This is a genomic window from Novosphingobium sp. 32-60-15, assembly GCF_002280675.1.
Classification (GTDB): Bacteria; Pseudomonadota; Alphaproteobacteria; order Sphingomonadales; family Sphingomonadaceae; genus Novosphingobium.
Genome location: NZ_NCEN01000031.1, coordinates 26,822 through 39,544 on the forward strand (window position 1 = coordinate 26,822; position 12,723 = coordinate 39,544).

A 12,723-nucleotide genomic window follows, 5' to 3' on the forward strand; every position below is an offset into this window, starting at 1 on the left:
GCGCTCTCAGTTCTGATGCTTCCAGCCCACCCTGCCGGACAAACGAACTGGGAGGATGCTTGCAAAGGTGAACCCGAACAGGAGGAACACCATGCGTAGTTTTATCACTGCCGCGCTTCCGATCATTCTTGCTGCTGGTCTCAGCGGCATGATGTTCTCCGCCACGCTCGCCTGAGCTGACGGGAATACCGCGACAAATCAACAAAAGCGGCCACCCCTCGCGGGTGGCCGTTTTGTGTTTTTGCGCTGTTTGGTTTGTGGCTCAACCGCGCTAATCTGTGGCGCAAATGACCATCACCCGCTTTGCTCCCAGCCCCAACGGCCCGCTCCATCTGGGCCACGCGTTTTCTGCAATCGCTGCCCATGACCGGGCCAAACGTGATGATGGCGATTTCCTGCTGCGGATCGAAGATATCGATGGCGCACGTTCGCGGCCCGAACTCGCCGATGAATTTCGCGCCGATCTTGCATGGCTCGGCCTTGAATACCGCGAAGTCACCCCGCAATCACAACGTATTCCAAGCTATCGCGCCGCTGCTGATGATCTGCGCGCCATGGGCCTGCTTTATCCCTGCACTTGCACCCGCGCCGAAGTGGCTGCCGCTGCGCATACCCATGGCCCGGACGGTCCGCTTTACCCCGGCACCTGCCTGCGCCGTGGCCCGCGTCCCGGCGCCGATGCAGCGTGGCGGTTGGATATGGAGCAGGCGGCAATGCTGACAGGCCCGCTGGAATGGACAGATGAACGACGCGGGGCGCAACAGGCCAAGCCTGACATGTTCGGCGATGTCGTGCTGTGGCGCAAGGATGCGCCCGCCAGCTATCATCTCGCCGCCACGATTGATGATGCCGCCGATGGCGTGACGCATGTGACGCGCGGGGTGGACTTGTTCCACGCCAGCCACGTCCACCGATTGCTGCAGCATCTGCTCGGCCTGCCTGTGCCGGTCTGGCACCATCATCCGGTGCTGGTAGAAGCGGACGGGCGCAAACTGGCGAAGCGCCGTGATGCCCCCGCCATTGCCGATCGCCGCCGCGCTGGCGAAGATGGCCGCGCGGTTGCTGCCGAAGTGCGCTCTGCCCTCTTTGACACTGGCATTTCCCTGTCAGACGCTTTAACTCTCGGTCCATGAGCTATTTTGTATTGGTCCCGCTGATTATCTTCCTCGTCGCCATGACTGTTATCTCGCTCGTGCGCGGGATTGTCGCGTTTTTGAAAACGACCGAGGCTGATCTGAAAAGCGATCCGGCCAACGGCGCGACTGATATGCAGATTCTGCAAAACAAGATGATGTTCAACCGCATCAAGTATCAGGGTATGGCCGTTGTCGCGGTTGCTGTGCTGATGGCAGTGTCACGCTGAACGGCGCGTCTGCAAACCCATGGTAAAGCTCAACAAAATCTACACCCGCACAGGCGATGAAGGCACCACAGGCCTTGTCGATGGATCGCGCCGCGCCAAACATGATGCGCGCATGCAGGCCATTGGCGAAGTGGATGAGGCCAACAGCGTCATCGGCCTTGCCGTGATTGCTGCGTCATCGGAAACTGGGCGCGATCTTCAGCGCATCCAGAACGACCTGTTCGATCTGGGCGCCGATCTTGCCACCCCCGGGGATGATTTTGCGCCGTCGGAAATGGTCCTGCGCGTTGTGCAAAGCCAGGTCGATTGGCTTGAAAACGCGATTGATACGCTGAACGAAACGCTGCCCGCGCTCACCAGCTTCATCCTGCCGGGTGGCTCAGAGGCTGCTGCCCGTATCCACGTCGCCCGCGCCACAGTCCGCCGGGCAGAACGCGCAGCGGTTGAACTCGACAATGTCGAAGCCGTGAACCCGCTGGTTCTGGCCTATCTCAATCGCTTGTCCGATTACCTGTTCGTACTGGCGCGCGCCACCAACGCCGGCAACGATCCGTTGTGGGTGCCCGGCGCATCGCGATAAGCTTGGGCCAGTCTTTTGATTGGTTCGGCCTCTTGATTGGGGCAGGTAGACTTCGCATCCTCCCCCCGCTAGTCAGCGCGCATTGCTATGCATGACGGGGATTTTCAGATGATCAGAACGGTTGCAGTCATCGGCGCAGGCCAGATGGGTTCGGGCATTGCGCAAGTATCGGCGCAAGCGGGCATGAAGGTGCTGCTGGGCGATGTCACCATCGAACTGGCTGACAAAGCCCGCGACAAGATCGCCAAAGGCCTCGCCAAACTGGTCGAGAAGGGCAAAGTAGACGCAGCACTTGCCGCGTCTACCGTGGCCAACCTGCACAGCTTCTCCGATCACGCCGCGCTGGCCGAAGCCGATCTGGTGATCGAAGCTGCGACCGAGCGCGAGGATATCAAGCACAAGATTTTCGAGTCAGCGGGCAAACACCTTGCCGCGCATGCGGTGATGGCATCCAACACATCGTCCATCCCGATCACGCGGATGGCGGTGTCCTCGCCCGATCCGGAACGGTTCATCGGCATCCACTTCTTCAATCCGGTGCCCTTGATGAAACTGGTGGAGGTGATCCCCGGCCTTGCCACATCGGTTGGTACGATTGATCTCGTGCGCGGCTATGTTGGCAATATCGGCAAGGAAATCGTGCTTTCGCAGGATGAACCCGGCTTCATCGTCAACCGCATTTTCGTGCCGTTCATCAACGAAGCCGCCTTTGTGCTCGGCAGCGGCACAGGATCGGTCGTTGACATTGATAAGGGCGTGAAACTCGGCCTTAATCACCCGATGGGGCCGCTCGAACTGGCCGATTTCATCGGGCTTGATACCCTGCTTGAAATCATGAAGATCTATCTCGCCTCAACCGGCGATCCCAAGTATCGCCCAGCGCCGTTGCTGCAAAAATATGTCGAAGCGGGCTGGCTGGGCCGCAAATCCGGTCGCGGCTTCTATGATTACTCGGGCGAAACGCCGGTCCCCACCCGTTAATCGCGGAACAGGCGGTCGATCAGGGCGTAGTCTCCTTAACCAAGGAGAGACGCCGTGATCGACCATGAAACACCCAAGCCAGACAATACTGCCCCCGAAACCGTCAATTCCGAACAGGAAGATGGTGGCGCACAGGCTCAAACGGTGGCCGACGAGGCCATTGCGCGTAGAACCAGCGTGCTGGGCGAACACGGCGAAACCGAACGTGCGGCGGGCAACAGCGATGATTCCGGCATGCCCGATCTGGTCGATCACATGAACCAGATGGTCAGCAGCGGCGTGATCGATATGAGCGCCTATCGCGGCGAACGCAGCGATGATGACGAAGAAGGCATGCTGGGCGATGGCGGCATCGACGACGACAACCCGCCCGGAAGCTGATCGTCGAAGTTATTCCTTGTCCAAAGCCCAAGGGTCTGTTTGCACCGGCTTGGCTTTGGTCGCTTGTGTTTCTTCCGCCGATGGCACCACGCGCCATGCAAACAGCAGAATGGATATGGCCCAGAACAGGGCCTTCCATCGGCTGGCGAAAACAGTGGTAAGGCGCGGCCCGATCATGCTTGGATGCTTACCCCAAAAATCTTAGCCAGCCGTTACTCTGCGCGATTGCCCTAAGGGCAAACCCTCTCCGTACGAACACTGGGGCGCAAAGGGAGCCAGCCCGCCGCATTGCTTTGCAATGACCGGAAAATTTATACTGCTGGCGTCTGCACTTCTGCTCTCGCCCGCCACCACCGCTTGCGCCCAACCCGCTGATACCGAACAGGCGCGCTTTGTACCCTGCGGTTCGGCCAAGCGTGTCACTTGCGTCGTTGATGGCGACACATTCTGGTACGCGGGCACCAAAATCCGCATGGCGGATATCAACACGCCCGAAACCGCAAATCCCTCGTGCGCTTATGAAGCCGCGCTTGGCGCACGGGCCAAACAGCGCCTTGAACAATTGCTCAACGCCGGACCGTTCACGCTGGAAGTGCGCGGGCGCGAGGTTGACCGCTATGGCCGTGCGCTGCGTGTGGTGACGCGCAATGGCAAAAGCCTTGGTGCAAAGCTGGCCGACGAAGGCCTTGCCGAACATTGGCAGGGCAAGCGCGGCAACTGGTGTGGCGGTTCAGGCAGCGCGTAATCCGGTAACCGCGCGCGCGCCACGATCTTGCGCGGACAGGCCATCGAACATGGCATCAATGATGCGCGCCAGCTTCTCCTCGCTCAATCGATCCATCACCATCACCATCGTGTTCAGCGCGCAATAGGGTGATACCATCTGGTTGATAAGGCTGATCGTCTCATCAACGCCCAGTCCGGCAAAGGCCCCTTCGCTCATCGCCTCGCCAATGATTTCGCCCAGATAATGGTCGGCAAGGTCGATATAGCTGCGCACTTGTTCGAAGTGGTCGTTGCCGGTTTCGATGTGCGATTGCAGCTTTACCGGATCGGCCTGCCACTTCACCCGCATGGCCAAAAACCTGCGGGCAAAAAATTCATACATCTTGCGCCGGGGCGGCAGGTCGCTGGCCAGCACCTCCTCCATGATCGCCACCATTGGCTGAAACCACTGGTCCGCAATCGCCTCAAGCAATTCGTCACGCGTTGCAAAATAGCGCGAAAGGTTGGCCGTCGACATATTGGCCCGCGCGGCCAGTTCAGCCATCGTCAGCCCTGCGCCGCCGCGTTCTTCGGCAATCGTTTGTGCCAGATCCACCAACCGTTCACGGATTGCGGCCCTATCGCTTCCAAGTGATGCCATGACGCGGGGATTCCTGCCGGTTGAATGCGCCGCTATTGTAGTGGGCCATGCTGTTTTGCACAATCACCACGGCACTAACAAAGAAACGGGGCCAAGGCCTTCAAGCTGAAATGCCAATCGGCTAAGCGGCTTTGCAACACGTTACACTTGTTACGAAAAGGCCGCACTGTCCATGCTATTCCGCTCGCGTCATCTGCTCACCCTCGGCCTGCCTGCCCTGCTTGCTGCCTGCGCGGGGCCGATGGCAGAAAGGCAATCCGCAGCACCTGTCGAAGTGGGCATTGTCGCCATCAACGATTTCCACGGCAGCCTTGAACCGCCGCGCCAATCGGTCAACGCGCCTGATGGCAAGGGCGGCATCGTCCCCGTCCCCGCAGGCGGCGCGGCATGGCTGGCCTCAGCCATTGATTCGGTGCGCGGCAAATATGCCCATGCGCTGACGGTATCGGCAGGCGACATGATCAGCGCCTCGCAACTGGCGTCCTCGCTCTATCTGGATGAACCCGCCATCGGCGTGATGAACCGCATCGGGGTTGATTTCAACGCGGTGGGCAATCACGAATTTGACCGTGGCCAACGCGAACTTCTGCGCATGCAGAACGGCGGCTGTGAAAAACTGACCGCCAAACAGCCATGCGCGCTGGAACCCTTCACCGGCGCAAAGTTCCGCTATCTTTCAGCCAGTACGGTAAAGGCCGATGGCACCACGCTGTTCCCCGGCACGGCCTTGCGCACATTCGGCGCGGGCAAGGGCGCGGTCACGGTGGGCCTGATCGGCCTGACGCTGAAAGGCACGCCCAACCTTGTAATGCCCGACGGGATCGCCGGGCTTACGTTCGCGGACGAGGCTGACACCATCAACGCCGCAGTGCCAAAGCTCAAGGAGCAGGGCGCCGATGCCATCGTGGTGATGATCCACGAAGGCGCGCGCACCCAAGGCGTGCCCGATCCCAACGGCTGCGAAAACCTCGGCGGCGACATCCGCCCCATCCTTGACCGGCTTGATCCGCGCGTCGATGTGGTTGTTTCGGGCCACACGCACTGGTCCTACGTCTGCGATTACGCCACGATAAACCCCGCCAAGCCGATCCTGCTGACCAGTGCGGGCGTCTATGGCGAACTGGTTACAGACATTACGCTGAAGATCGATCCGGTCGCGGGCCGCGTCATTTCCAAAGCGGCGAAAAACGTGATCGTGCAGTCTGTGCCCTACACATCATCGCGCGGACCGCTGGCCAATACGTCGCTCTATCCCCAATTCCAGCCCCGCGCCGATGTGGCCGAATACGTCGCCAGGTATGTCGATGCATCAAAGGCTTTCACCCAGCGCCCCATCGGCAAGATTGATCGGCCCGCGCCCAAGAATGAAGGCGCTCAAGGTGGCGCAGGCGGACCGCTCGGCAATCTGATCGCCGATGCGCAACTGGCCGCATCACGCAGCGCGGGCGCGCAAATCGCGTTCATGAACCCGTTCGGTATCCGCGCGCCGCTGGTGCCCGGTGCGGACGGCACCCTGACCTTTGGTGACATTTATCTGTGCCAGCCGTTCGGCAACAACGTCGTCACCGCCACGATGACCGGCGCGCAGATCAAGGCCACGCTGGAGCAGGGCCTTGATGCGACCGGCCCAATCCAGGCACTTGCCCCGTCGGCGGGCTTTGCCTTCACTTATGATCTTGCGCGCTCCTCGGGTGACCGGATTGTGGCGATCACGTTCGATGGCCAGCCGCTGGCGATGGACAAGCCCTACCGCGTCACGGTCAACGGCTTCCTCGCGCTGGGCGGCGATGGCTTTACCGGTTTTGCCAATATGCCTGAAAGCGTGACCGGCCCGACTGATATCGATGCGCTGGAAAGCTGGATCAAGGCAGCGCCGGTGCGCGAGGTTCCGCAAGAACGGCGGGCTGGCGCGCAACCAATCAGCTCGCCAGCCGCAATCCTGCGCTAACGCTGGCAACATCGGGCTGGTCCGGCCAGATCCCGCGCGTGTCATAAACCGCTTTACCCGCACGTTCAGCCAGCGGAACCACCTTGAACACATCGTGGTCCACCAGCACGATCAGCACGCCGCATTCCTCCAGCGCCGTGTCGATGTCGATCTGCACCGCGCCGGTGCCTTCAAATTCCTTGGGCAGTTCACCGGCATAAGGTTCAACCACGTTGATCCGGCTGCCGAATTGGCGCGCAAGGCTGGCGGCGACATAGCGCGCGGGGCTTTCGCGGAAATCATCGATGTTCGCTTTGAACGCAAGGCCAAGGCAGGCCACCTTTTCGCCCGGATGCGCTTCCACCAGTTCGGCGGCGCGCTTTACAACGTGATGCATCTTGCCATCGTTCACGTTGCGCGCGGTGCGGATCAGCGGCGTTTCATCCGGCGCGCTGGCCACGATGAACCACGGGTCCACGGCGATGCAATGCCCGCCAACGCCGGGGCCGGGTTGCAGGATGTTCACGCGCGGGTGGCGGTTGGCAAGGCGGATCACCTCCCACACGTCCAGCCCCATGCGGTCTGCCACCATCGACAATTCGTTGGCAAAGGCGATGTTCACATCACGATAGGCGTTCTCGACCAGCTTGGTCATTTCGGCTGACCGCGCATCGGTGGTCACGCACGTGCCACGCACGAAGCGCTTGTAAAACGCCAGCGCCTTGCGCGCGCAACGCGGCGTAATCCCGCCGATCGACCGGTCGTTGTTGGTCAGTTCTTCCAGAATGCGGCCCGGCAAAACGCGCTCGGGGCAGTAGGAAATCGAAACATCGGGCGTTTCGCGGGTCTTTCCGGGGAACTTCAGGTCAGGCCGCAATCCCGCCATCAGATCGCGCATCTGCTCGGTCGTGCCAACCGGCGATGTTGATTCAAGAATAACGCAATCGCCTGCCTTCAGCACAGCCGAAACTTGCGTCGCGGCGGCCAGCACATACGAAATATCCGGCGTGTGGTGCCCGTCCTTTTCAAACGGCGTCGGCACCGCGATCACGAAAACGTCCGCCGGTTCGATCTGCGTCGATGCGCGCAAAAGCCCACGCTGCACCACGCCATGCACCAGCCCGTCAAGGTCCACTTCCTCGATGTGGATCTCGCCGCGATTGATCGTATCGACCACGCGTTGCGACACATCAAGGCCCAGCACGCGGCAGCCCGCGCGGGCAATTATCGCAGCAGTCGGAAGCCCGATATAGCCAAGGCCGACAACACAGACGTCCGGCTTCACATCACCCATCATTCGCCAGCAACTCCACAATCCGGCGCGCTGTCTGGCCATCCCCGAACGGGTTATGCGCGCGCGCCATAGCTGAATAAGCAGCCTTATCGTCGAGTAGGGTGAAGATTTCGGAAACGATGGTCTGCACAGCCGTGCCCACCAGCTTTGCCGTGCCCGCAGTGACGCCTTCAGGCCGTTCGGTCGTCTCGCGCATCACCAGCACCGGCTTGCCCAGCGCAGGCGCTTCTTCCTGCACCCCGCCCGAATCGGTCAGCATGATGTCGGCAATCGCCAGCAATCGCGCAAAGTGCGGATAATCCAGCGGCTCGATCATTGCCACGTTGGGCAATCCGGCAAGCGCCGCATCCATTACCTTGCGCACGTTGGGATTGGGATGGACCGGAAAGATCAGCGCCACATCATCGCGCGCGGCAATCTGGCGGATCGCCTCGGCAATATTCTCAAGCCCCCCGCCAAAGTTCTCGCGGCGGTGGCTGGTCACCCCGATGATCCGCTTGCCCGCAAACCGCGCCTCTATCTCGGCCAGTCCTTGCGCCAATGCAGGCTCGGCCTCGATCTTCGCAGTCACCCATTGCAGCGCATCGATCACCGTGTTGCCGGTAATATGCACGCCTGCCGGATCGACATTCTCGGCCAGCAGTGCGCTTGCCGAAACATCGGTCGGCGCAAAGTGCAGCTTGGCAATCGTGCCGATGATCTTGCGGTTCACCTCTTCGGGCCAGGGGTGATAGATATTGTGGCTGCGCAATCCGGCTTCCACATGGGCCACCGGCAGCTTGCGGTAATAGGCCGCCAGCGCGCCCGCCATCGCCGTGGCCGTATCGCCCTGAACCACAACCCAATCGGGCTGCACTGCGTCCATCACTTTGCCAAGGCCCGTCAGCAGCGCGGCCGTCAATCCGTCCAGCGTCTGGTCAGGGCGCATCAGATCCAGGTCATGATCGGGCACGATGCCCGCAATTTCCAGCACCTGATCCAGAATGCCGCGATGCTGCGCCGAAACGCACGTCACCACTTTGCACCGTGGGTCTGCCTGAAGGGCGTGGACCACCGGGAACATTTTGATCGCTTCCGGGCGCGTGCCGAACACTACAAGAATCGTCTTTTCCATGCCCGCACCAATAATCGGCAAAGCGTTAACCGTGAAATAAGAGCCTCACTTTAAGCACGTGGCTTGTGACGCGTGATGTGCGTCACCCATGAAAGGCCGCCCTTCACGTGACCGTCCAGTTTTCTTCGATTGCCGCCGCTACGCCCAAGAGCCTCGATCCGCTGGTTTCATCGACCACGCGCGTCACCGTGCTCGGCCTTGGCTACGTCGGCCTGCCATTGGCGGTGGCGCTGGCCAAAAAGTTCTACGTCACCGGCTTTGACGTTGATACCAAGCGCATCGGTGAATTGTCCGAAGGGCATGACCGCACGCGCGAAATCGACGCAGACCGGCTCGCCAAATCCAGCCTTGGCCTGACGTGCGATGCCGCCGTATGCCCGCCCAGCGATTTCTATATCGTCACCGTGCCCACCCCCATCGATGCCGATAACAACCCCGATCTGCGCATCGTCGAATCGGCATCGCGCACGGTGGGTTCGATGTTGCCTGATGCCGTGGCCGAAGCAAACCCGTGGTCGTGTTTGAAAGCACAGTCTATCCCGGCGTCACCGAAGACATCTGCGGCCCCATTCTCGAACAAGTTTCAGGCCTCAAATGCGGCGAAGATTTCTTCCTGGGTTACAGCCCCGAACGCATCAATCCCGGCGACCGCGAACACACGATCGATCGCATCACCAAAGTCGTCTCCGGCCAGACGCCCGAAGTGCTTGATCGCGTTGCCGATCTATATGGCGCCATCACCACCGGCGGGGTTTTCCGCGCCAGTTCCATCAAGGCTGCCGAAGCTGCCAAAGTCATCGAAAACGCCCAGCGCGATATCAACATCGCCTTCATGAACGAAATAACGCAGATTTTCTCGAAGATGGACCTTTCTGTGTGGGACGTGCTGGCCGCGTCCAACACCAAATGGAACTTCCTGCCTTTCACTCCCGGCCTTGTCGGCGGGCACTGCATCGGGGTTGATCCCTATTACCTGTCGGCCCGTGCCGAAGCGCTGGGCCATGATCCGCAAGTCATCCTTGCCGGGCGCGGCGTCAACGATGGCATGGCGCAATGGGTGGCAGGCCAGCTCCACGCCAAACGCGGCCACAAACCCGGCTCGGTCCTTGTCCTTGGCCTGACGTTCAAGGAAAACGTGCCCGATCTGCGCAATTCCAAAGTCGCCGATGTGATTGCGGGACTGCAAACGCTGGGCCACACGGTCACTGTCCACGATCCCCACGCCGATGCTGCCGAAGCGCACCACGAATACGGGTTAACCTTGTCGGACGATGCATTCGAACAGACCTATGATCTCGTTTTCCTGGCCGTGCCGCATCAATATTACCTTGCTGCAGGCGCAGACCGGATTGCCGCGCTGGTTGCAGACGGCGGTACACTGGCGGATCTGAAAGGCGTACTCGGGCATCAGGCTGACTGGAAACTTTAACGTAACCCGCTTAAAGCCCTCCCGGCACAACATATTGGAATCACTATGCGCGTCCTCGTCACCGGAGCCGCCGGCTTCATCGGTTACTCCCTGATTACCCGCCTGCTCGCCCGTGGCGATGAAGTCATCGGCGTCGATGTGATGAACGCCTATTATGACCCTGCGCTAAAAGAGGCGCGGCTTGCCCGTCTGGTTGAACAGGGCAAGGGCCAGTTCACATTCCTGCACACCGATTTTGCCGATTACGCAGGCCTCACCGCCGCGCTTGAAGGCAAGAAGTTTGAACGCATCGTCCATCTGGGCGCACAAGCCGGCGTGCGCTATTCCATCGAAAACCCCCACGCCTATGTGCAGTCCAACCTTGTCGGGCACCTCAACCTGCTCGAAGTTGCGCGCCATCGCGGGGCCGAACACATGGTCTATGCCTCGTCTTCGTCGGTCTATGGCGGCAACACCAAACTGCCGTTCTCTGTCGAAGATCGCGTCGATCACCCGATGTCGCTCTATGCCGCCACCAAAAAGGCGGACGAATTGATGAGCGAAACTTACGCCCATCTCTATCGCCTGCCGCAAACCGGCCTGCGTTTCTTCACCGTCTATGGCCCGTGGGGCCGTCCTGACATGATGATGTGGCTGTTCACCAAGGCCATTCTGGCGGGCGAGCCGATCCAGGTGTTCAATCACGGCGATATGTACCGCGATTTCACCTACATCGATGACATCATCGCAGGCGTTATCGCGTGCCTCGACAATCCCCCGCCAGACGATGGCGCGGTAAAGGCCGGCGGCAGCCTCAAACCGCACCGCCTGTACAACATCGGCAATCACAAATCCGAACCGTTGATGAAAGTCATCGGCATTCTGGAAACCGAACTTGGCCGCAAGGCCGAAATGAACCTTCTGCCCATGCAACCGGGCGATGTGCGCCAATCCTTTGCCGATATCGACGCCATTTCAGGCGATCTGGGCTATCAACCCACCACCAGCATCGAAGTCGGCGTCCCCAACTTCATCCGCTGGTACAAAGAGTTCCACGGGCTGTAACCACCAAGTTCCTCCCCGAGCTCGCTCGGGGAGGGGGACCATCCGCAGGATGGTGGAGGGGTGGGGTACATAGTTACCACCCCGCTGTAACCGGTGTAATGGAACTGAAGCGCAATATATCATCGTCATCCCGGGCTTGACCCGGGATCGGGCTGATTCTTTTGCCAAGTCGCAAAAGCAGCGGGACCCCGGGTCAAGCCCGGGGCGACGGAAAAATGTGGCGAACTGCAGTTCCAGGTGACTGGAACCAGATGACGTTTATCTGATTCAAATGCCCGTTTGTGTCGAGCAAAGTCCAGCACGTCTTTCGCAAGTGATCGGACAAAGGAAGCACCTTCTTCTTCCCCCCTCCCGCTTGCGGGAGGGGCCGGCGGAGGGCCTGTTATCCAGAGGCAGGCCTGTTATTCAGCCCCTCTCATCCCGAGCCTGTCGAAGGATGATCCCCAAACGCCGCCAGAAACCCATCCCCTGCCACAACCAGCCGCGCCGGACATTCCAGTTCGGCCAGGATCGCGCGCGTCGTCTCGCGGTTGGTCACGATGCTCCACGGCAAAGCCTCTACCACACAACCCCGCTCCACCGCATCCAGCGCCGCAACCAGAGCATCGGGCGCAATTTCCCGCACCGCCAACCCTTCACCTGCCATCGCCATTTCGGCCCAGCCGATCGCGCGGACCAGCCGCTCCTTCACCGCCACATCGGCAATCATCGCCGCGCGGTGCGCCTCGACAATTGCCGCAGCCCCGGCATCGGCGGGCACGCCATCGCGTTCCAGCACCGGCAAGCCTGCGTCCCACGCCTCGGGCGGGCACAACCTGCGCGCTGGCTCCATCGCTTCAAACGGGCGGCTTTCCAGCGGATAAATCCCGCAAATCCTTGGCCGCGCCTCATAATTGCCGCAGCGCATATCAGGCAACAGGTGCGGACAGGCACCATCATGCCGCGCCACCAGCCGCAGGTTCACGCGGAACGGCACATCGCCAACGGTAACCGGAAAGCTTGTCGCCAATCGCCACTGCGCCACAGCATCGTCAGGATGGATTTCTGCGTCCGGCCAGGGCCACCCTTCGGCCAGCAAATCCACCTGATGCCCGCGCGCAGCCCACACCCGCGCTTCTGCTACAGACAGCGTCAGCCGCAAATTGTGGCAACACCGTCCGCACTGCGTACAGTCAAATGCAATCTCCATTGTCCCAGCTTTAAGCCGAGGGAAGGGAAGCATGACAGCCCAACCACTCCGGTTT

14 protein-coding genes and 1 pseudogene are annotated in these 12,723 nt (G+C 60.6%); 10 read left to right on the forward strand and 5 right to left on the reverse strand.

The features are described 5' to 3' along the window. The first annotated feature begins 287 nt into the window (after nt 1-287). From gluQRS to B7Y89_RS16380, 5 genes are all read left to right on the forward strand, one after another. Nucleotides 288-1,133, forward strand: a complete 846-nt coding sequence (gluQRS, locus tag B7Y89_RS16360; RefSeq protein WP_292940014.1) for a tRNA glutamyl-Q(34) synthetase GluQRS — start codon at nt 288-290, stop codon at nt 1,131-1,133. Beyond that, nucleotides 1,130-1,363 (forward strand): HIG1 domain-containing protein, encoded by a 234-nt coding sequence (locus tag B7Y89_RS16365; RefSeq protein WP_292940017.1) that lies wholly within the window; start codon nt 1,130-1,132, stop codon nt 1,361-1,363. Before gluQRS ends, B7Y89_RS16365 begins: the two co-directional genes overlap by 4 nt. A 19-nt stretch (nt 1,364-1,382) precedes the next feature. Next, the gene (locus B7Y89_RS16370; protein WP_292940020.1) at nt 1,383-1,943 is read left to right on the forward strand and encodes a cob(I)yrinic acid a,c-diamide adenosyltransferase; all 561 of its coding nucleotides are present in this window, start codon (nt 1,383-1,385) and stop codon (nt 1,941-1,943) included. Nucleotides 1,944-2,051: 108 nt separating this feature from the next. Further along, nucleotides 2,052-2,924, forward strand: a complete 873-nt coding sequence (locus B7Y89_RS16375; protein WP_292940023.1) for a 3-hydroxyacyl-CoA dehydrogenase NAD-binding domain-containing protein — start codon at nt 2,052-2,054, stop codon at nt 2,922-2,924. Between the two features lie 54 nt (nt 2,925-2,978). Beyond that, nucleotides 2,979-3,305: a hypothetical protein gene (locus B7Y89_RS16380; RefSeq protein ID WP_292940026.1), complete on the forward strand. Its 327-nt coding sequence runs from the start codon at nt 2,979-2,981 to the stop codon at nt 3,303-3,305. Between the two features lie 9 nt (nt 3,306-3,314). Here B7Y89_RS16380 and B7Y89_RS16385 read toward each other — a convergent pair whose 3' ends face one another. Further along, complete coding sequence (locus B7Y89_RS16385) at nt 3,315-3,482, reverse strand: hypothetical protein (protein WP_292940029.1); 168 nt, start codon at nt 3,480-3,482, stop codon at nt 3,315-3,317. A gap of 121 nt (nt 3,483-3,603) precedes the next feature. On the opposite strand from B7Y89_RS16385, the gene B7Y89_RS16390 reads away from it, so the two are divergent. Then, the gene (locus tag B7Y89_RS16390; RefSeq protein ID WP_366416382.1) at nt 3,604-4,050 is read left to right on the forward strand and encodes a thermonuclease family protein; all 447 of its coding nucleotides are present in this window, start codon (nt 3,604-3,606) and stop codon (nt 4,048-4,050) included. Here B7Y89_RS16390 and B7Y89_RS16395 read toward each other — a convergent pair. After that, nucleotides 4,036-4,671: a TetR/AcrR family transcriptional regulator gene (locus tag B7Y89_RS16395; protein ID WP_292940032.1), complete on the reverse strand. Its 636-nt coding sequence runs from the start codon at nt 4,669-4,671 to the stop codon at nt 4,036-4,038. The two genes, B7Y89_RS16390 and B7Y89_RS16395, sit on opposite strands and share 15 nt — an antisense overlap. Before the next feature lie 172 nt (nt 4,672-4,843). Here B7Y89_RS16395 and B7Y89_RS16400 point away from each other — a divergent pair, with 172 nt between their 5' ends. Further along, entirely contained in the window at nt 4,844-6,619 is a 1,776-nt protein-coding gene (locus B7Y89_RS16400) for a bifunctional metallophosphatase/5'-nucleotidase (protein ID WP_292940035.1), read from the forward strand. Here B7Y89_RS16400 and wecC read toward each other — a convergent pair. Next, nucleotides 6,591-7,895 carry a UDP-N-acetyl-D-mannosamine dehydrogenase gene (wecC, locus tag B7Y89_RS16405; protein ID WP_292940107.1) on the reverse strand — a complete coding sequence of 435 codons (1,305 nt, stop codon included), beginning with the start codon at nt 7,893-7,895 and terminating at the stop codon, nt 6,591-6,593. The two genes, B7Y89_RS16400 and wecC, sit on opposite strands and share 29 nt — an antisense overlap. After that, nucleotides 7,885-9,006 (reverse strand): UDP-N-acetylglucosamine 2-epimerase (non-hydrolyzing), encoded by a 1,122-nt coding sequence (gene wecB, locus B7Y89_RS16410; protein WP_292940038.1) that lies wholly within the window; start codon nt 9,004-9,006, stop codon nt 7,885-7,887. The genes wecC and wecB overlap by 11 nt, the downstream gene beginning before the upstream one ends. 224 nt (nt 9,007-9,230) lie before the next feature. On the opposite strand from wecB, the pseudogene B7Y89_RS18330 reads away from it, so the two are divergent. The 3 genes and pseudogenes from B7Y89_RS18330 to B7Y89_RS16420 form a co-directional block, all read left to right on the forward strand. After that, nucleotides 9,231-9,431 (forward strand): annotated as a pseudogene (locus B7Y89_RS18330) (nucleotide sugar dehydrogenase); the annotation flags it as partial. 92 nt (nt 9,432-9,523) lie between these two features. After that, a complete protein-coding gene (locus B7Y89_RS16415) occupies nt 9,524-10,435 on the forward strand; it encodes a nucleotide sugar dehydrogenase (RefSeq protein WP_366416384.1) in 912 nt (303 codons plus the stop codon). A 45-nt stretch (nt 10,436-10,480) separates the two neighbouring features. After that, complete coding sequence (locus tag B7Y89_RS16420; protein WP_292940041.1) at nt 10,481-11,479, forward strand: GDP-mannose 4,6-dehydratase; 999 nt, start codon at nt 10,481-10,483, stop codon at nt 11,477-11,479. 415 nt (nt 11,480-11,894) lie between these two features. Here the strand turns inward: B7Y89_RS16420 and B7Y89_RS16425 are convergent, their stop codons facing one another. After that, entirely contained in the window at nt 11,895-12,701 is an 807-nt protein-coding gene (locus B7Y89_RS16425) for a YkgJ family cysteine cluster protein (RefSeq protein ID WP_366416386.1), read from the reverse strand. Between the last annotated feature and the right edge of the window lie 22 nt (nt 12,702-12,723).